Source organism: Clostridium sp. SHJSY1 (assembly GCF_031626875.1).
GTDB lineage: Bacteria > Bacillota > Clostridia > Clostridiales > Clostridiaceae > Clostridium.
Map to the genome: position 1 here is coordinate 123,659 of NZ_JANDMF010000006.1, position 20,799 is coordinate 144,457.

17 protein-coding genes are annotated in these 20,799 nt (G+C 28.5%); 5 read left to right on the forward strand and 12 right to left on the reverse strand.

The window, feature by feature from the left end; translation table 11 throughout:
- Nucleotides 1-18 precede the first annotated feature (18 nt).
- Nucleotides 19-1,347: a sugar ABC transporter substrate-binding protein gene (locus NNC19_RS05560; protein WP_310937631.1), complete on the reverse strand. Its 1,329-nt coding sequence runs from the start codon at nucleotides 1,345-1,347 to the stop codon at nucleotides 19-21.
- Nucleotides 1,348-1,611: 264 nt separating this feature from the next.
- On the opposite strand from NNC19_RS05560, the gene NNC19_RS05565 reads away from it, so the two are divergent.
- Nucleotides 1,612-2,232 carry a PH domain-containing protein gene (locus NNC19_RS05565; protein ID WP_310937632.1) on the forward strand — a complete coding sequence of 207 codons (621 nt, stop codon included), beginning with the start codon at nucleotides 1,612-1,614 and terminating at the stop codon, nucleotides 2,230-2,232.
- 122 nt (nucleotides 2,233-2,354) lie between these two features.
- On the opposite strand, the gene NNC19_RS05570 is transcribed toward NNC19_RS05565, so the two are convergent.
- Nucleotides 2,355-2,483: a hypothetical protein gene (locus NNC19_RS05570; RefSeq protein ID WP_310937633.1), complete on the reverse strand. Its 129-nt coding sequence runs from the start codon at nucleotides 2,481-2,483 to the stop codon at nucleotides 2,355-2,357.
- 162 nt (nucleotides 2,484-2,645) lie between these two features.
- Here NNC19_RS05570 and NNC19_RS05575 point away from each other — a divergent pair, with 162 nt between their 5' ends.
- The gene (locus tag NNC19_RS05575; RefSeq protein ID WP_310937634.1) at nucleotides 2,646-3,239 is read left to right on the forward strand and encodes a GrpB family protein; all 594 of its coding nucleotides are present in this window, start codon (nucleotides 2,646-2,648) and stop codon (nucleotides 3,237-3,239) included.
- 63 nt (nucleotides 3,240-3,302) lie between these two features.
- On the opposite strand, the gene NNC19_RS05580 is transcribed toward NNC19_RS05575, so the two are convergent.
- The 3 genes from NNC19_RS05580 to NNC19_RS05590 form a co-directional block, all read right to left on the reverse strand.
- The gene (locus tag NNC19_RS05580; protein ID WP_310937635.1) at nucleotides 3,303-5,678 is read right to left on the reverse strand and encodes a polyprenyl synthetase family protein; all 2,376 of its coding nucleotides are present in this window, start codon (nucleotides 5,676-5,678) and stop codon (nucleotides 3,303-3,305) included.
- A gap of 235 nt (nucleotides 5,679-5,913) precedes the next feature.
- Entirely contained in the window at nucleotides 5,914-7,179 is a 1,266-nt protein-coding gene (locus tag NNC19_RS05585; RefSeq protein ID WP_310937636.1) for a hypothetical protein, read from the reverse strand.
- A gap of 405 nt (nucleotides 7,180-7,584) precedes the next feature.
- Nucleotides 7,585-8,433: a methyl-accepting chemotaxis protein gene (locus NNC19_RS05590; RefSeq protein ID WP_310937637.1), complete on the reverse strand. Its 849-nt coding sequence runs from the start codon at nucleotides 8,431-8,433 to the stop codon at nucleotides 7,585-7,587.
- Nucleotides 8,434-8,752: 319 nt separating this feature from the next.
- Here NNC19_RS05590 and NNC19_RS05595 point away from each other — a divergent pair, with 319 nt between their 5' ends.
- Nucleotides 8,753-9,400: a DUF6198 family protein gene (locus tag NNC19_RS05595; protein WP_310937638.1), complete on the forward strand. Its 648-nt coding sequence runs from the start codon at nucleotides 8,753-8,755 to the stop codon at nucleotides 9,398-9,400.
- 56 nt (nucleotides 9,401-9,456) lie between these two features.
- On the opposite strand, the gene NNC19_RS05600 is transcribed toward NNC19_RS05595, so the two are convergent.
- A complete protein-coding gene (locus NNC19_RS05600) occupies nucleotides 9,457-10,002 on the reverse strand; it encodes a hypothetical protein (protein WP_310937639.1) in 546 nt (181 codons plus the stop codon).
- A 13-nt stretch (nucleotides 10,003-10,015) separates the two neighbouring features.
- Complete coding sequence (locus tag NNC19_RS05605) at nucleotides 10,016-10,270, reverse strand: hypothetical protein (RefSeq protein WP_310937640.1); 255 nt, start codon at nucleotides 10,268-10,270, stop codon at nucleotides 10,016-10,018.
- 186 nt (nucleotides 10,271-10,456) lie between these two features.
- Between NNC19_RS05605 and NNC19_RS05610 the strand changes: the two genes are divergently transcribed.
- Both NNC19_RS05610 and NNC19_RS05615 read left to right on the forward strand, forming a co-directional pair.
- The gene (locus NNC19_RS05610) at nucleotides 10,457-11,161 is read left to right on the forward strand and encodes a response regulator transcription factor (protein WP_310937641.1); all 705 of its coding nucleotides are present in this window, start codon (nucleotides 10,457-10,459) and stop codon (nucleotides 11,159-11,161) included.
- Nucleotides 11,161-12,579 carry a HAMP domain-containing sensor histidine kinase gene (locus NNC19_RS05615; RefSeq protein ID WP_310937642.1) on the forward strand — a complete coding sequence of 473 codons (1,419 nt, stop codon included), beginning with the start codon at nucleotides 11,161-11,163 and terminating at the stop codon, nucleotides 12,577-12,579. Before NNC19_RS05610 ends, NNC19_RS05615 begins: the two co-directional genes overlap by 1 nt.
- 235 nt (nucleotides 12,580-12,814) lie before the next feature.
- Here the strand turns inward: NNC19_RS05615 and NNC19_RS05620 are convergent, their stop codons facing one another.
- The 5 genes from NNC19_RS05620 to NNC19_RS05640 all read right to left on the reverse strand — a co-directional run bounded on the left by NNC19_RS05620 (nucleotide 12,815) and on the right by NNC19_RS05640 (nucleotide 20,552).
- On the reverse strand, nucleotides 12,815-13,870 hold the full coding sequence (locus tag NNC19_RS05620; protein ID WP_310937643.1) for an aldose epimerase family protein: 1,056 nt from the start codon (nucleotides 13,868-13,870) through the stop codon (nucleotides 12,815-12,817).
- Nucleotides 13,871-15,376 (reverse strand): UDP-glucose--hexose-1-phosphate uridylyltransferase, encoded by a 1,506-nt coding sequence (gene galT, locus NNC19_RS05625; protein WP_310937644.1) that lies wholly within the window; start codon nucleotides 15,374-15,376, stop codon nucleotides 13,871-13,873.
- 12 nt (nucleotides 15,377-15,388) lie between these two features.
- Nucleotides 15,389-16,378: a UDP-glucose 4-epimerase GalE gene (galE, locus tag NNC19_RS05630; protein WP_310937645.1), complete on the reverse strand. Its 990-nt coding sequence runs from the start codon at nucleotides 16,376-16,378 to the stop codon at nucleotides 15,389-15,391.
- Entirely contained in the window at nucleotides 16,378-17,547 is a 1,170-nt protein-coding gene (locus NNC19_RS05635; RefSeq protein WP_310937646.1) for a galactokinase, read from the reverse strand. Before NNC19_RS05635 ends, galE begins: the two co-directional genes overlap by 1 nt.
- Before the next feature lie 170 nt (nucleotides 17,548-17,717).
- Nucleotides 17,718-20,552, reverse strand: coding sequence for a family 78 glycoside hydrolase catalytic domain (locus tag NNC19_RS05640; RefSeq protein ID WP_310937647.1), 2,835 nt, complete (start codon nucleotides 20,550-20,552; stop codon nucleotides 17,718-17,720).
- Nucleotides 20,553-20,799 lie beyond the last annotated feature (247 nt).

Below are 20,799 nucleotides of genomic sequence, written 5' to 3' on the forward strand. Positions count from 1 at the left end.
CTTCTCCTCACAAATCAACTATTTATTTAATGAATTGTCATAGTCTTTTTTGGCTTTTTCTAATAATCCTGCCCATTTATCAAGCATCTCTTTTGCTGTCATTTGTCTGGACATGACTTTTTGAATTGCAGAATCCATCTCAGATTGTATATTTGAATATGTTGGCAAATAATATGGATTGTCTGTAAATTTCACATCTTTGGAATTTTCCAAATCAACACCTATAGACATGTATTGAGTGTTTTTAAAAAAGCAATCCTTTCTAGACTCCATATTTGCAGGTATCTCACCATATACCTTACAATATTCAGTATTTATATCTTTTTTTAAATATAATCTCATAACCTTCCACACTGCATCTTTATTTTCTGATTTAGATGACATGGATAAACCTAAAGGCATTATTCCTGGCTCTACTATATAACCATTAACTGAAACGGGAAATTTTGAGGCTTGAAATTTTGATGTATCATTATCAAATGCAGTTACCATTGATTTACCTGAACCTAAATTATGAACTACAATACCAGCTTTTCCTGATTGAAATGAATTTGCTAGTTCTGTCCAACTTTTTATTAAATCATTTTGATCTGTAAATTTATTAAAACAACCTAAATATTTCTCTGCGAACTCTAAGTTTCTAGGATTATTAATTGTACATTTTCCATCTGATGTAAAATAATTAGCAATTCCTGAATACGAATACATTAATATTTCTAAAGTGTTACTACTACCTGTCCCTCCACGAATAGCTAGTCCATATTTATTCTTCTCCTTATCTGTCAGTTTTTCAACAGTGTTAAAGAATTGATTCCAATCTCCTGGAACTTCTAATCCCTTTTCCTTAAGCCAATCTGACCTAATCCATAAATTCCATGTTTGTGAACTATATGGAAGTGCATAAAGCCCATTTCCCGATGGGGCATATGATTTTATTGAATTAATTAAATTTGAATTTATCTTATCCTTATCTTCCCATTTATCAAAATAACTAGTCAAATCTTCATAATATCCATTAGTTATTAAAGATGACCTAAAATCATTAGTTATATCTGGTGCTTTTCCTGCTGCAATTGCAACATCCACTTTTTGTCTATAAGCTGATAAATCACCTGGTATTCCAACAAGCTCTAGCTCTATATCAGGATAAGTTTCACTCACCTCTTTTTGAAATTTTTTAAAAAATTCTTCTCTTTCTGATGTTATAGTTGCTGCCCAAAATGTTACTTTTGTTTTTTTATTTAAACTCTCTTCAGATACTCCTTGATATTTAAGGCTATTACACCCTGTCAAAAATAAAACCATATTAATCGTTATCAATAAAGCAATTGATAAAAATTTTTTCATTCAATTAGCCTCCAAGTTTTAAATCTTTTTGTATATTAACATTCTAATTCTCTATTCCTCCTCAGTCAACATTTTATTACTTATATTCCATTTCAATCCATAATACTACATTTTTTTACCTTTACTACTAAAAAGCTTTAATAATTATATTTCTATTCACTTGTTTTTCACTTTATTAAAATGTTATTATAGTTATAAGATTAGTTTGTAATCAATTGAGACTAAATCTTTAAAAATACTAATGAATAAAGGGAGTGTTTAATAATGTTTGGTAAACTAGCTGCTGATGCCTTAGGCTTAAGTGACATAGGTAAAATTGTATCTCCTAATGATTATGATAAAGTTGATACTGATGATTATGTATTGCATGAAGAAGGAGAAAAAATCTACTTTTTGATAAAATCTAAAACAGATGAATATTGTTTCACTAATTTGGCTTTAATTCACTTAGATGGGTCTAGTGCTATCAGTAAGAAAAGACTATTAAAAAGATATAATTACAATAAACTTATTTTATCTGATGTAGCTCTTGAAACTGCTGGAACAATAGATTTAGATGTAGAGATAAAGTTTAGATTAGGTGAATATTCTTTCTCAATAGATGTTACTAAAAATCAGTTAGAAAGCTTAAAACTATTGTATAAATCATTATTAAAAATATCTAATCTCCAATATATGAATAATCTTAACTATGAAAATGTAGTAAGGTCCTTGGACACAACAAGAGATGCTATTGGAAGATCAACCTCTCAAACACCAGTAATAGAATCTTTCAGCAATTTGTATGAGCAAGTTCTAAATATACGTACATCTGCTACAGAAAAGTATTTCCAAACTGACTTTAGTGCTGCATTTGAAAAATACTTAGGAACTCAAAAAAGTTAACTATTATATAGAGATAGCATTTTTTAATTATTAAATCTTTATTTATTCTATAAGCCAGGAAAGTTGGTAACTAAACACCTTTCCTGGTTTTTGTGTTGAATTTATAGAAACCATATTTTCAACTACTTTTCAACTCTTGGAATTCCTTTAGTTGGTTTATGCTCATCTCCATCCATCGCTCTTTCATTAGATGTTCCACTATTTGTTTTCTTATTAATAATCATTTTTTTCTTTGATTCATTTTCAAGCATCCTTATCACCTCTGTAATAGTTTTTCATTTAGATATAATTTATATTCATACTTAAGCTAAACATTATCGCAAGTTGAATTTTTCAAAATACGCCTTTACCTAAATTAATACATTTAAGTTATAATATATATATGATTAACTTTAAGATAGAGGATGGTATATATGAATAAAGAATTATCACAAATGACTTTAGAAGAATTGTGGGAACTATTTCCTATAATATTAAAGGAGCATAATCCTGAATATAAAAATTGGTATAAAGAAGAGAAAGAAAAACTCTTAAATTCTATTGATAATAGAAATATAATTCGTATTAATCATATAGGAAGTACCTCTGTTAAAGGTTTAATTGCTAAACCAACAGTAGATATTTTATTGGAGATAGATAAAAAAAGTATCATAGAATATATAAAAGATATAATTCTTAATAATGGTTGGCTACTTATGTCCTATGAAGAAAATCCATATATGAAAATGGTATTTAATAAAGGATATACAAAATACGGATTTGCACAAAAAGTATATCACTTGCATGTTCGTTACAATGATAACTGGAATGAATTATACTTTAGAGACTATCTTATTGAACATGAAGAAGTTGCTAAAGAATATGTAAAACTAAAATTAGCTCTTCAAAAAAAATACGAACATAATCGTGACGCTTATACAGATGCTAAATCTGATTTCATTTTAAAATATACAGAAAAAGCAAAAATGGAATATGGTAATAGATACACTCCAATTACTATAATTTAATCTACTCACTTAAAAAGAAGCTATATCATCATAATTTTGATATAGCTTCTTTTCATATTTTATTTAATGATCCCTATTTACAATATAATTTAACAAATGCTTTAAAAAAGTTCTACTATGTGGAACCTCTTTCAACGAATCTGCTGCTACGCAGTAATGTTCCCACATAGATTTTTTTGCGCCTTCAATCCCTAGTATAGACACAAAGGTTGAACTATTATTTTCTGCATCTCTTCCAATAACTTTCCCAAGGACTTCTGAATTGCCTTCAACATCAAGAAGATCATCCTTAATTTGAAATGCAATTCCAGCATTATAGGCAAACTTTTTCAAGGCTTCTATTTGAACTTCCTTTGCATTTACAAGTATTGCTGGCATTATCAAGGAAGCTTCAAATGCTATGCCTGTTTTATAAAAACACATAGTATTTAACTCTTCTAAGGTTAATTGCTTTCCTTTAGACCCCAAGTCCATTGCTTGACCATTACACATATTTGCAGTCATTTCTGCAGAATATCTAATCATATTAAGGATAGCTTTTGGGTCAAACCCATCAAGTGATGCTTGCTCCTCAATACCTTTTTGTGTTAAAAACAAACCAGTTAATTCTGCTATAGCATTATTATAAGCTGCATGCAAAGTTGCTCTTCCTCTACGTGTTGGGGCATTATCTTGTGATGGCAAATCATCATAAATTAGTGATGCTGTATGCATATACTCTAATGATTTTAAAAGTGGCATTAATTGAGAACCTTCTAAACCATATCCCTTAACACCGATTACCCAAGCAAGTATTGGTCTAAGTCTTTTTCCATCACCATCTAAACTGTAATTTGCAGCTTCTGTTATTGGCTCTTTTAGTAAAGAAAAGTTTTCATTTTTAGGGATATTTAAAACACTGTTAATTTCATTACGTACATTTTCTATTGTATCTAAAAACTCCTCTCTTTCTTTCCTATCATCTTTTAACATTGTAATTATATGATCTCTTAATAGTTTGTCAAAGAAATCTACATCATCAGCTTTTTTAACTACATCTTGAATAATACTATTAAACTCAGAAATTCCAGAAGTAAATAACGCCATGACTTCATTATATTTTTCATTTCCCATTCTTTCTTTATATCGCTTCAATCCATTTATTGCACGATCTAAAATTACTTCACATGTTTTTTTATCTGATTTATACACATTATGAATCAAATTTGAAATTACAGTCCAATATAATTCAAATGGATTTATGAGATCTGGCCTCTTTTTATGATATTTCAAGTAATAAGTGTATGGTGTTACTGCACCTTCTTCCATATCATCAAACATATCTGCAAAATCATCTGCTAGTTGATTGTAAATACCATAATAAAATGTTAGATTATCAAACTCAACATCTTCTGGTGCACTAATTACTGAACGGACAATCAATCTAGAAGAAGAAGATTTTAAAATTACTGGTATATAAATTTCATCATTGGTATAATTTTCATTAGATAGTTCCTTCACTCGATCTACTTCTTGTGAATTAAAAAATACATAAGCTTGCTCAAAAAATCCATTTAACATTTCTGACTTTTGATGGTCTCTAATATACTCAAAAGCCTCTTTAAGTTCTGAATGAATGTATTCAATTAATTCTTTGTTGTCTCCATCCCATTCACCTAGTTCTGGTACAAATCTTGTAACAAGCGTTGTACGTATTAAATCAGAATATTGTGCTTTTTCTTTCTTAGATAACACCTTTGCATCTAATAAGTCATCAATAAATGGATAAGTCAAACCATAACAATAACCTAATCTAATAGCTTCATCAAGTTTCTTACTTCTCTCCTCTTTAGATATATCATCACTCATTTCTTCAGATACATGCATAAGTACTCCTGCAATTATCTTAATGAGTTTTCTCATGGCATGGTCAGCATCTACCCCTTCTGGAATATTAGAAGATACATTCTTCAACTTATCTATAAGCCAAAACATAGTAGTTTCTATCCCTTCTTCTTGGGCCCTTTTATATAAATTAGACATGCTGATTCCTTCTTCTTCATCATCTTTCTTAGAACTAGTTAAACGCTCTTTTAAACTATCAACTGCACTCTTAATGCTCCTTTGAGTATCTAGTGAATCTAAAGATTTTCCTAAATCACGCATATAAATATATGAAATACTTCTGTCTAAATAATCATCTAATTTCCCTCTGTAATTTAGCCATTGAATATAATTATGATATCCTTTTGGAGCAGATTTTCCACTTTTACGAGTAAGAAATGATAGTAATGAACTGTGATGAATATGATTGCCTTTCCATGATTCTATATCCTTTATTAGAAGAGAGATATACGTTTTCTCTCTAGCTTGCTCATAAAGGGATTTAAAATACTGAGCTCCTCTCTTTTCAGCCAACAAATAACATTCATTAGCACTTTTTTCTAATTCATTATTCATATTACACCTAACCTCTTCTTATGTTATCTTAATACATATTTTACGCTATAATTTAAATCATTATTAGTGTTTAAATTTAGAAATACAATAATCTTTATATAATATGTACTACAATCTTATTTTGATTTATTTTAATGATTCTATAATATAAATAATAACTTGTCAAAAGTAATTTTTAAAAACGAATAAATACACATGTTCATCATGATTTCATTCTTCCAAGTTAATATTATAATTAAGTTAAAATGTTTTTATAATATTGTATCTTTCTTAAAGAATCTGGACTCTTAACTATATCAGATGCCCTATTAAAAAACTCCAATGATTTATCTTCTTCACTTCTCTTAAAGTGGTAAATACCTAAATACATAAATGCTTCCCCTAATTTAACCTTACTCTCCTCAACTTTAATAAGCTCTTTTAAATAACATCCCCCTCTTTCAAGGTCACCATCAAGTATATCTAACTTCATGCATTTCCACTTTAAATTACTAGAATAAGCTTGTATATTTTTTTCATCTTTGCAATTTGATATTATATTTTCAAATATTCTAATTTTTCCCTTAGCTTCTTCAAACCTTTCTAGTCCAATAAGAGTATCTATAAGACTTATAAAAAGAATAATATTTAAACTTTTTTGATTTTCTTCAATATCATTCATATCAATTCCCAATAGTAAATCATCTATCACTTCTTTAGCTTCCATATATTGACCACAATTCATAAGTGCAGTTGAATTATTAATGCGATAATAATAGTTTTTGATTAACCATTTGTCTTTCCTAAACCAAGAACTTCTCATCTTTTCAAAAGAATATTCAATATGTTTTTGTATCACTTCAATATATCTTTCAGGATTCTCATCAAGCAATTTCATTAATTCCTGATTTGTAAGTATTTTGACTTTCTTCTTTTTCTTAGTATACTCACTGAACCAATATCTACTTGGAAGAATAATTGAAGCCTCAGTTTGTTCTGGGTATATAAGAACTGGAAAAGATTTGAAATCAATGTATCCATTTGGAATATGTTCTCTATGAACCATAAATGTTGTAAAATATACTTCCTTACCAAATGTAATTTTTTTAGGAAGCTTAACATTAAAAAGTGCTTCTTTTTCATCTTCTAAAATATCTGAAAACTTTTGTAGTTCTTCATCATTAGTAGCTTCTCCTTTTATTTCAAAAAGCTTTGATGCAATATCTTCTAATTTATAAGGATTTTCATAAAAATATGGATCTTCAGAAAAAACCATAGCAGCAGGACAATTATACCTTCCTGGTTTAAATAACATAAAATTAGCTTGGACTACACTTCCAATTGCCACCCTACCTTGTCTCATTAATATTTCTTGGTCATTATAAGTTGCTTCAAATTTTGTGTGATTCAACTCCTCCATCCAAGATGGCTTTTTTAATGAATTATAACTATTTAATCTAAAAGATAATTTTTTTCGTTCTTTATAATAATTTTCCTTTGTTTCATTTATAAAATTAAGCATTCATATACTCCTCATCTTTATGTACTTACAAACACAACTTGTGCTCTATATTATATCATAAATTTAAAACACTAAAATTCAGCTTATTATCTAAAAATAATATAAATCAAAATTGAGTTCATCTTTATTTCTAATTGATTACAAATTTTCTCAATGCAATTAAGTGTATATGCTTTTGTACTATCCCCTTAATATCTTTTGTTAATGAATTTCTCTTTAATTATTTGAAATTTCATATTGGTAAAAATTATTCTAGTACCTAATCTAGATATATCAATTTCAATGATACTTTAACCACTTTTGAAATAAGTTTAGTCTTTTTATTTAGAGTCAAAAAGACCAAGCACTTAAACTTTCAGTGCTTGGCCTTTTCAAAATTATTATTTAAAATTATATTATTAAAATTTATTTGTATCTTTCAACAAAACTTTCTAAATGGTTTACTGCATTTTTTATGAACTCTAAGTTTGATGATATTTCTTCTGTAGCTGCTGCTTGCTCTTCACTAACAGCTCCTGTAGTTTCTATTGACCCATTAATATCAACAACAATTTTATTCATTTTATCTAAAATGCTTTGTATCCTAGTTGTAGATTCTTGAGATTGAATAGCTAATTTTCTAATTTCTTGTGCAACAACTGAAAATCCTTTTCCTAATTCTCCCGCTCTTGCTGCTTCTATAGATGCATTTAAACCTAAAAGATTCGTTTGAGACCCAACAGCTTTTATAAATTCTAGAATTTTAGTTGTATCTTTAAATTGTTCTATTAAATCATGTGCAAAACTTATTGATTGTTGTCCTGCTTCAGCAAGTTCTAAAGCACTTTTAGCTATTTCATTAACACTTTCAGAGGCTTGCTTTGTTGATGTTGACAATTTATTAACTGTATTTATTAATTCATGATTATTATTAGAATCAATTCCTGAACTTAATGTTCCAATAATTTTTTTATTTACTCCATATATTGGAGTAAATATTGTTTTTATAGGTCTTCCATATACTTCAACTGGAATATCATCAAATGTATCTCTACCAGTATTTATACATTCAACAATTGTAGGTATATCTTTCACTGGCTTTCCTTTAGGTAAATCTAATTCAAATTCTTTTGCTCTGTAATATGAAATATATTCATTTAAATCTGTTAATCCCACTGCCATATCTTCTCGAACAATTTTGTTTAGATATGGTAAAACTAATTCGAATGCTGCAAGTATTTCTTCATCTGTTTGGAAATAATTTGAATTTGACATAACACGTCTCCTCTTATAATTAATTTGTCTATATTTGAATTGTATCAGAAAATTTAAACTAAAATAATAGTGGACTTTTTGCACTGCTGCTGTTTTATGGACAACTACCCATAATCATTGACAATGTCCTAAATTCAATGTATTTAATCATTACCTCTTGATATAATTAATTCTTTTGCTCTAATCATTATAAAAATATGAACTTAAATGGTATAATTAAAGTATAGACGAAATCCAAATTTACTAAAATTTATCATGCTATATGATAAATTTTTTTATAATATTTAATTTTAATAACAGAAAGGACTTGCACACAAAGATGAATAACAAAAAAGAACTTTTTTTTAGAATTATACTATATTTTATAGGTATTATAATTCTATCTTTAGGAATCACATTGAACACAAAAACAGATTTAGGGGTATCTCCAATCATTTCTATGCCCTATACAGTATCAGCTATATGGCATTTTAACCTTGGTCAAGCAACATTTATAGCCTATATATTGTTTATTATTATTCAAATAGCAGCATTACGAAAGAATTTTAAGTTATTTCAATTGTTTCAAGTTATAATTAGTTTAATTACTAGTGCTTTCATAAATAGCTTCAACAATATATTAAATATACATTTTACTAATATGCCACCTAAAATCATCCTAATGGTTTTAGCCATAATACTAACTGGTATAGGTGCAGCTATTACTGTAAATATGAAAATCATTCCAAATCCTGCTGATGCTTTAGCAAAGGTAATTGGTGATAAATTAAAGAAAGGTATGGGCTTTGGTAAAAATGTTTTTGATTTTACATCCCTTGCTATTTCTCTATCTATAGGATTAATTTTTGTTGGACAACCTGTTGGCATTGGTTTAGGTGCTATAGCAAATATGCTATTTACTGGGAGAGTAATATCTTTGTTTAACAAACTATTTAAGAAAAAGGTTGATATTTTAGTTGGTTTATAGACAAAAAAATATAAGATGGAGTTTATTTCAAACCCTCATCTTATAATTTTTCATTTCTATTTTGATTGTGTATTATTAACTGCTGACTGAACTATGTTTATCAATGTATCTAAATCAGTATTTAATTTTTTCAAATCATCTGTTCTTGTATTTTGAGTTGATATAATATTGTCTAATTGTATTTTAGCATCTGCAAAATTCTTGTTTTTTAAATCATCTTTTATTATCTCTGAGTCTTTTTTGATTACACCTTTTAATCCTTCTAACTTTTCCTTATCTGTTTTTATGTTCCCTATTTGCTCTTTTATCTTAGACAACTCTTCTTTTGTTAGTTTTTTATTGTTATCTTTTATTTCTTTTCTTAAATTTTTTATAGCATCTCTCTTTTTAACTATATCTTCTCTTAAAGCTTTGTTAGTTTCATGATTTTTCTTAATTGTATCTTTCTTAGAGGTAATTTCATCTTTATTTTGTTTCCATTCTTCTGAATTTTTATATCCTTGAATTTTAGTACCTACTTCAACTGCACTTGTTGATACAGTAGGTCCTATCAAAGAAATTGCTACTAATGCTGTCATTACTTTTAAACTTAATTTTTTCATACTTTGCATCCCCTTATCCTAAATTATTTATTAATGATTCAACTTCATTCATTTCTGTAGTCTCATCTATATCATTTAACATTGAATCCAAGTTTTTAATTGTTTCATCTATTTCATCTGCATCTTTATATTGACCTGTATTATTTGAACTACTACTCTTTTCTGCTGTTGAAGAATTTTTAGTTTGATCAACTCCTCTTTTTCCACATCCCCCTATAAGAAATAACACAGATATCATTACCATAATTAATGTAAATTTCTTTTTCATTAATTATCACCCCTTTGAATTTTTTTGTATTTCTATCTACAAATTTATTTTAGCATTTTAATATAGGACAAATCAGGGATAAACTGTGGCAAAATTGTGGCAATATTTCTTTATATTTATTCCTCAATTTTCACTATGTTATAATTTATTAAATGAGAATTTAATTAAACAAAAGAGGTGGTTTTTTTGGGTAAAAAATTAATATACATTGCAGATGATGAGCTAAAAATACAAGAACTTATAGGAATGTTTTTAGAAAAAGAAGGTTATAATATTAAAATTTTTTCAGATGGAAAGTCCCTACTAGAAGAGTTTCAAAATCACAATCCAGATATGATTATTCTTGATATAATGATGCCTACTCTTGATGGTCTTTCTGTTTGTTCTGAAATTAGAAAAGAAAGTAATATTCCAATTATAATAATCTCAGCTAAAGATAGCGAATCTGATAAAATAGCTGGTCTCATGCTTGGCAGTGATGATTATATGACAAAACCTTTTAGTCCTGTAGAACTTGTTCTTAGGGTTAAAAATATATTTAGACGAATTGAATTGGATAAAGTTCCAAAAACTATTCAAAAAGTATTAAAAATTTCTGATATAACTATTTATATAGATGCTAAATATGCAACTTGTAATGGTGAAGATTTAAAATTAACACCTATGGAGTTTACTCTGCTTTTATATCTATCAAATAATCTAAATAAAGGAGTTAGTCGTAATGAACTTCTTTATAAAATTTGGGGATTTGATAGTGAAGTTGATACTAGAGCAACTGATGATATGATTAAAAGAATTCGAAAAAAACTTACTAAAGTAAATTCATCCTTAATAATAGAAACTCTTTGGGGCTTTGGTTTCATGATTTCTGACAAAGAAAGGACTATATAATGAATACAATAAGAAAAAGAATTTTTATTTCACATATAATTATAATTAGCATATTTCTATTTTTAACTGTATTAGTATTTGATTTATGTCTTAAAGTATATATAAGAAAGCAAGTTAAAGTTCAACTTACAAATGCATGTGAATTATTAAAGGACTCATTAAATAATTCATCTGAGAATTTAAAAGATATTGAAAAACTTAAGGCTAGTGAAAATATTATACAAAATCAACTAAAAAATAATTCAGAACAAACACTCTCTATTTTTGATACCAAATATGCCCTAATTGGAAAGGATACAAAATTAATTTATGCTAATGATGAAAAATCTGAAGAACAAGTACTAACCAACCACTTAATCCCCCAAATAAGAAACAAACAACTTTTATCTGCTGAAAATGGTAAAAATACTGTTTTGTATTTAAATGGTCCAGTAAAAAAATATGCTCTTTTGTTATATCCTTTAAAAGATAATAATTCTACATATGCTTATTTAACCGTCTATACTAACTTTACTAAAAGTAGAAGACTCACATTACTTGTAAACATTATGCTTATTTCTATTCTTTTAATTACTTCTATAATTGCACTTATAATATCAAATAAAGTATCAAAAAAAATATCTAGTCCTATTTCAGCTTTAAGTGAATATGCCAAAAGAATTAGCCAAAAAGATTATACTATGAAACCAATGAAATATGAAAATCATGAAATAGAAAAGCTTTCAGAAACCATGCATTTCATGGCTCAAAAAATACAAGCTGATGATATATTTATGAAAAACTTTATGCAAAACTCTTCCCATGAGCTAAGAACTCCTTTAATGTCTATTCAAGGCTATGCAGAAGCTATAAAGTATAAAGTTATAGATGATGAAGCTAAAGCAGTTGATATAATAATCGAAGAAAGCAAAAGACTATCTGAAATAGTTGATGATTTATTGTATTTATCTAAACTTGATTCAATGAATATGGAATTTAACTTTAAAAGATTGAATTTAGAAGATATTATAAAAAATAGTATTGAAAGAGTTAATGGAATTGCTGTTAAAAATAATAAAACAATAACTTGCTCTAACAACAATAAGGATTTAATGCTCTTGTTAGATGAAGAAAAATTTACTAGAGCTATTATAAATCTACTTGGAAATTGCTTGAGATATTGTAATAGCTATGTTAATGTTGTCATAACAAAAAAATTATGTAATATAACTGTTACTATTACAGATGATGGCCCTGGCTTTGAGGATAATGATCTTCCACATATTTTCGATAGATTCTATAAAGGGAAAAACGGAAACCATGGACTTGGTTTAGCTATAGCTAAAAGTATTATCGAAAATCATAAAGGATATATTGTTGCTGAAAATACCAGTACAAGTGGTGCTTGTTTTAGAATAAGTTTTGAGAATCTCACTTAATAAATGAAATAACTTTCTCAAAACAAAAAAATGAATTAACACTCTAAATAAAGAGTATTAATCCATTTAAAAAAGTAATATTTTTTATTGTTTGCTAGTATATAAAACGCGAAATAATCTCCCACAGACTTGTTTTCACCAATTTCTTAGTAGATTATACCACATAATTAATTATAAGTATATACATTTTATTGAAAATTTTAACTTATTTTTATTGTTTATTTTATGCCATTTATCATTTAGTAAAAAACTTATATATTGTTATATGGTTATATTTTTCTCCAACCTTTAATATTGGTGATGGAAAATTTTTATGCTTTAATGAGTTAGGAAAATATTGAGTTTCCAAAGCTAATGCTGCATATTCATTATAATTAGCATTTTCCTTACAATTATCATGCTCATCTAAATAATTGCCTGTATATAATTGAATTCCTGGTTTTGTTGTATAAATACTCACTGCTCTTCCACTAGTCTCATCATAAATTTCAGCAGCTTTTTCTGGTTCCTTCCCACTTACATTAAGAACCCAATTATGATCATATCCTTTTCCAAACTTTATTTGTTCGTAATCACTAAATAGTCCTTCTTTAATAAATTTCTCTTCTCTAAGATTTAAAGGAGTATTTTCAACACTTCTTATTTCGCCTGTTGGAACACCATTTTCATTTACAACAGTAAATTTATCTCCATTAATCATAATTTTATGATTAAAAATATTCCCTGATGTATGTCCTGATAAATTGAAATAGGAATGGCTTGTTAGATTAACTACTGTATCTTTATCTGTTTCAGCAAAATAATGTATTTCTAGAGCATTTTCTTTAGTTAATTTATATATAACTTTAACCTTTAAATTTCCCGGGAAACCTTCTTCTCCATCTTTGCTTAAATAAGAAAGTTCAAGACATTCTTCACCTTCCTTTGATACTATATCAGCACCCCATAAAACCTTATTAAATCCCTTAACTCCTCCATGGTGATTATTTTGTCCTTCATTTTTATTTAACTTATAAATCTCACCATTAAGTTCAAATTCTGCTCCTTCAATTCTATTAGCATGTCTTCCAACAATTGACCCTAAATATGGTTCATTTTTTAAATATCCTTCAAGATTATCATAACCTAATACAATATCATCAAGTTGTCCATTTCTATCAGGTGCTATTATAGAAATAACCACACCTCCAAAATTTGATATTTTAACTGTCATTTCTTTATTGGTTAAAGTAAAAATATCAACATTTTCTCCTTCAGGTGTTTTTCCAAAAAATTCTCTTTTAATAGTCATCTATACCACCTCTTTTTTAGCATTTAAGTGTTCTATAAACTTTTTAATCCCTTCTTTTCCCTCTTCATTTCTCTTATAAACTCCAGCATCTTGAAGAACTCTTAAGAATTTATATCCTACCTCTTTATCTAAAATACTTTGTACAGTTTCTCCTGTTAATTCCTCTTTGTATTTTTCCTTTAATTCATCTGCCCATTTAATGTGATACTCTGCAATTAAATTTTCTTCCTCAATAAGATATTTACTTACTTCTTTTAGCTCAGTTTTAAGTCTAGCAGGTAAAACCGCAAGTCCCATTACTTCTATAAGCCCTATATTTTCCTTTTTAATATGCTGCACATCTTCATGTGGATGAAAAATTCCTAGTGGATGCTCTTCACTTGTTCTATTATTTCTTAGAACTAAGTCCATTTCATAGAAATCTCCTCTTTTTCTTGCAATAGGAGTTATTGTATTATGGGGAGTTTCTTCTGTGAAAGCAAATATTCCATTTTCTTTATCTGAATATCCTCTCCACTTATTTAAAATATAATCTGATGCATCTACTAATGAATTAATATCTTTTCCTCTTAATCTCATTACTGATAAAGGCCATTTTACAACAGCAAAATTAATATCTTCATAACCATTTACTTTAAATGAAAAATCATCTTCTGCTTTTGCCATTGGGAACTCATACGCTCCACCTTGATAGTGGTCATGAGTTAATATTGACCCTCCTACTATAGGAAGATCTGCATTTGACCCTACAAAATAATGTGGGAATTTTTCTATAAATCTTAACAATCTTTCAAATGCAACTTTATTAATTTTCATATCTCTATGCTCTTTACATAAAACAATACAATGTTCATTGTAATATGAATAAGGAGAATATTGTAAATACCAATCTTCACCTAATAAATCTAAAGGAATTATTCTATGATTTGAACGTGCAGGATGATTTATTCTACCAACATATCCTTCATTTTCAACACATAGCAAGCATTTTGGATAGTTTGTACTTTTAACCTCTTTTGCTTTTGCTATATCTTTTGGATTTTTTTCAGGCTTAGATAAGTTTATTGTTATATCTAAATCTCCATATTCTGTTCCAACTTTATAGCTAATATTTTTTGCTATTCTTTTGGTTTGAATATAATTATTGTTCTTACTTAATTCATAAAAATAATCTGTTGCTTTAACTGCACTTTCATCATATTTTTTATAAAAATTTCTTATTATTTCTGAAGGCTTACTCATAAAACAATTCATAATTTTTGATGCTAGTATATCTTTTTCATCTGATAAATCTTCAATTATATTATTTTCTGCTGCAAAATCAACTAATTCATCTAAAATATCAGGTATAGTTTCTTCACACTCTTCAATTGATTTATTTTCTATATCCTTTAAATTAAATAAATCCATAACTTGATTTATACAATATACCTTATCTTGTTTTTCAATTAAATCACTTTTTATAGCCTTAGCAACTAACAATTGAATTTTATCTTGTAGTTCCATAGTAATACCTCCTTAATCATTAAAGCCATTTGGATTATTCTTATGCCAATTCCAAGCATCTTGAATTATCTTTTCAACTGATGTTTTAGTTGGTGACCATCCTAATATCTCTCTAGCTTTTTTAGATGCTGCAACTAATTTGCTTGGATCCCCAGCTCTTCTCTCACCTAATACTGTTGGTATTGGATGACAAGTTACTTTTCTAGCTACCTCTATTATTTCCTTTACTGAAAATCCAGTACTACTTCCTAAGTTGAATACATTACTTGTATTATTCTTTACTAAATATTTAAGAGCTAAAATATGTGCATCTACAAGATCTTCAACATGAATATAATCTCTTACACAAGTTCCATCTTCTGTGTCATAGTCCTCTCCATAAATAGTAATGGCTTCTCTCTTTCCTAAAGGTACTTGTAAAACTAGAGGGATTAAATGAGTTTCTGGAGTGTGATCTTCTCCTATTTTCGAAGTTTCCTTAGCTCCTGCAACATTAAAATATCTTAATGCTACATATTTTATTCCATAAGCTCTATCACACCATTTCATCATCTTTTCCATCATTAATTTTGATTCCCCATAAGGATTAGTTGGAGAAGTTTCTGATTCTTCTGTAATTGGGATTTGTTTTGGTTCTCCATAAGTAGCTGCAGTAGATGAAAAAACAATATACTTAATATTAAATTCATTCATAGTTTCCAATAAAACTTCTGTGCCATATACATTATTATCAAAATATTTAATTGGATTAGTCATTGATTCCCCAACAAGAGAATTTGCTGCAAAATGCATTACTCCTTCAATCTTTTCCTTTGAGAATACTTTCTTTAAAAATTCCTTATCTCTTATATCGCCTTTATAAAACTTTGCACCTTCTGCAATAGCATCTTTATGCCCAGTTTGAAGATTATCTATAACTATAACATCATAACCATTTTCAATCAGTTTACTTGTAGCATGAGAACCAATATATCCAGCTCCCCCAAGAACTAAAACGCTCATTACATTACCTCCTTAGCCCCATCACCTATGTTTGCAATATAGAAATCTGCTTTGTATCCGATTTCATCCAAGTAAGTATTTGATACATTTTCTATAAACTTTTCTGTACAATCTTTTTTAACTATAGCTATAGCACATCCACCAAAACCAGCACCAGTCATTCTTGCCCCAAGGATACCTTCTTGTTTCCAAGCTGTTTCAGCTAAAGTATCTAACTCTTTTCCTGTAACTTCATAATCCTCTTTTAATGAGATATGAGATTGATTAACAAGTTCTCCAAATGTTTTTAAGTTACCTTTATTAAGTTCTTCTGTAGCTTTTACTGTTCTTATATTTTCATAAACAGCATGTCTAGCTCTCTTTAATACAACTTCATCTTTTATAAGATATTTATATTTTTCAAAAGTTTCAGCATCTAATTCTCCTAAAGCATTAATCTTAAGTTCTGTTTGTAAAATGGCTAAAGCTTCTTCACATTCTGCTCTTCTTTCATTGTATTTTGAATCTGCAAGCTCACGTCTCTTATTTGTGTTCATTATTATAATATTGTAATCATCTAATTTTACTGGTGCATATGAATATTCTAATGTATTACAATCAAGTAAAATAGCACAATCCTTTTTACCCATTCCTATTGCAAATTGATCCATTATTCCACTATTAACACCTATATAATTATTTTCCACAGCTTTTCCTGTTTTTATTAAATCTATCATCTCAACATCAAGATTAAACATATTTTTTAGTAAAACACCACTTACAAGTTCAATTGAGGCAGATGATGAAAGACCAGCTCCATTTGGTATTTCTCCATAGAATAAAATATCCATACCTTTATCTATTTTATATCCGCTCTTTTTTAAAGTTTGAATCATACCCTTGACATAATTTGTCCAATTGTCTTCCTTCTTATAATCTAAATCATCTAAACTAACTTCTATAACTCCTAGACTATCAAAATTCATGGAATATAATGAGCACTTGTTGCTGTTATTAAAACTAGCTACTGCATGTGTCCCTAAAGTTATTGAACATGGAAATACATGTCCTCCATTGTAATCTGTGTGTTCTCCTATAAGATTTATTCTACCTGGTGCAAAAAAGAATCTTTCTGGGCTCTTTTTGAAAACATTTTCAAATTTACTTCTTAACATGTCTATAGTGTTCATAATTTTCAACCTCCAAATAATATTTATATTTTTATTATAAAATCATTTTAGTAAAATTTCAATTATTTTTTACTAAATTATTTTTTATTTTTTACTAAACTTTTATATAAACATAAAAATGATTTAAAGTGAGAAATGATATACATCCTACCTTTAAATCATTTTGTAAATTAATTAACAACTACTTTAATTTCTCCAAGTTTTTTATCTAACTCATCCAACATATCACTTGATACAGAAAAAAATGGCATATAGGATAATTCCCTTAAAGACTTATCTCCTACTTTTCCAACCATATGATCTTCAAGCATTACAGGCAACCCTTTAATTAATATGTCTTTAGTTTCTTTATTTTTTACCAATTCCTCATAACTAAATTCAGTGTTATAGTACTTAACATAAGGAACTTCAGGTATATAATTAAATTCATATACTCCACTATTTAGTTCTATCACTACATTTTCATTAACTTCCCTTGAACATAATTTTGTATCTTTTAATAAATTACCATTTACTTTTACCTTTTCTAATTTTGCATTCGGTAATACAAGTGTTGCTGATGAATTAAATGGAATATTAAATTTAAAGTTTAAGTTCCCCTCTTCACTTATTTTCCATTGACTTTCATATAATCCAGCTGCCGAGTTATAAGATGCCTTTGCATACTTTAGTCTATAATCTGGCATTGGTGCTAATTTAACATGTTTAAACCCAGGCTTATCTTCTACTGGATTTATTCCTGCCATATATCTATACATCCATTCCACAATAGACCCATAAGAATAGTGATTTAGTGAATTCATATCTGTTCCACTTATCCTTCCATCTGAAAGTACAGAATTCCAACGCTCCCAGATAGTTGTTGCCCCCATTGTTACTGCATAAAGCCAACTTGGATAATCCTTGTTTAACAAAAGAGTATATGCTAAATCATTACATCCCTTTTCTGATAGTGCTTTACAAAGATAAGGTGTTCCTATAAAACCTGTCTTTAAATGATTTTTATCTGCTTTAAACCTTTCACGAGTGTCTGATATAACTCTTTCCATTTTCCCCTCTGGAACTAAATCCATATATAGAGCAAGTATATAGGCTGTTTGGTTTTTAAGAGATAAGCGTCCTGTTTGAGTGAAATATTCTTCTCTTATAGCTTCTCTAATTTCATTGGATAATTCATTATATTCCTTAAATAAATTCTTTTTTCCAATTACCTTTGCTGCCTTTGCAACAATTGAAGAGGAATAATAGTAGTATGCAGATGCTATAAAACCTGTTTCTGTTCCTCCTGCAAAACTCTGTGGATTTTCTCCATCAAGAGCAAGCCAATCTCCCAATTGAAAGCCTGTTAGCCAAAGCCTTCTTGAGCCTGAATTTTCATCTTCTCTTCTTATATAATCTACCCAGCCTTTCATACTTTCAAACTGTTGCTCTAATATTCTCTTATCACCATATTGAAGATATAGAGTCCAAGGTATTATTGTGGCTACATCTGACCAACCACTGGCACAACCATCACCAGTAGAAGCTACAGGTACAATATTAGGTACAAGTCCTCCTCTATCTTTTTGTTCCTGTGCTATATCATATACATACTTATTAAAGAAAGCAAAAGTATCCATATTAAAGCTTGCTGTCCCTGAAAAAACTTGTGCATCTCCAGTCCATCCTAAGCGTTCATCTCTTTGAGGGCAATCTGTTGGGACATCTAAAAAGTTTCCTTTTTGTCCCCATAGTGCATTTAGGAATAATCTATTTACTAATGGATTACTTGTTTCTATGTGACCAGTTAACTCCATGTCTGAATAAAGAACACACCCTGTAAAGTCATTTAAGTTTATTGCACCATACCATCCATTTACCTTTACATATCTAAATCCATAGTAAGTAAAATGAGGTCTTACTAAAGCTTCTTCGCCATCTGAAATATAAGTAAATTCTGCTTTAGCACTTTGTAAATTTTCTCTATAGAAATTACCATCTTGAAGGATTTCCCCATATTGTAGCGTTATTTCACTTCCTTTTGGAGCTTTAGCTTTAAACTCAATCCATCCAACCATATTTTGCCCTAAGTCAAGTACAGTTTCCCCTGCTAAAGTTTTAATTACCTCAATTGGTTTTATCCTTTCCTTAATTTTAATAGGCAAACTTAACCTTGCTTTTAATTTTTTAAATTCAAAATTCATTTCTTTCGTTTCATATATAATTTTATTATTAAAGCTAGCATCATAAACTTCTCCATCATAAATTCCACTAAACAAAACCTTACTCTTTCTTGTTTTCCAAGTTTTATCTGAAGTTATTACAGCACCTGTTCCATCTTGATAATCTACAACTATTTCACATAATAGTGCAAATTTATTACCATATAAATTTTCTTTTCTTGAAAGACCGAAACGTCCTTTATACATACCATTTCCCAAGATAACATCTACTTTGTTGTTACCTTCCTTTAGAGTATCTGTAATATCATAGGTTTGATATTGAATCCATTTATCATATGCGTTAAAGTTTGGAGCAAGGTACTCTTCCCCTGCCTTAATCCCATTAACATCTATTTCATATAACCCTAAACCACATACATATGCTCTAGCAGATTTTATAGGCTTTTCTATGTTAAATTTTTTAGTTAATACAGGGTGAATATCGCCCTCCAAGTTTGGTGTTATCCATCTTGAGCTCCAAGGCTCATCTATTTTAGCGGTTTCAAACCAAACTGTATCACTTGTTTCTATATCTCCATTATCAGCCCATACTTTTACGTTCCAATAGTAACGAGTTCTTGGTTTTAATGTTATTGGTAGCTCAAATGCTAGACTATCTATTTCTTCATCTTTTCCAGTATCAAATACTATTTCCGAGAATTCTTCATCTAGTGCCACTTGAATTTGGGCTGCTACCTGCCTTTTAGCATCAGTTTCACTTGTTATAAAGGAAAGACTTGGCTTTCCTAAATCAAATCCTAGTGGATTTACTATATGATTTGTTTTCAAATTAGTTATCTTCATTTATTTATCTCCTTTATATATCTCTATTCCATATACCTAACCATTGTATTTTAATTGCATTTAAACCTTATAAAATAAATACCTTATAAAATAAATATAAATCTTCACAATATGTGGAGATTTATATCTTTTTATTATTCTGTAACTAATACCGATTTCTCATTTTTAGATTGCTCTAATTCAGGAATTGGGATTACAACTAGAGCTGAAAGTATTGAGAAAACTGCAAGAACTATAAAGAAGAATG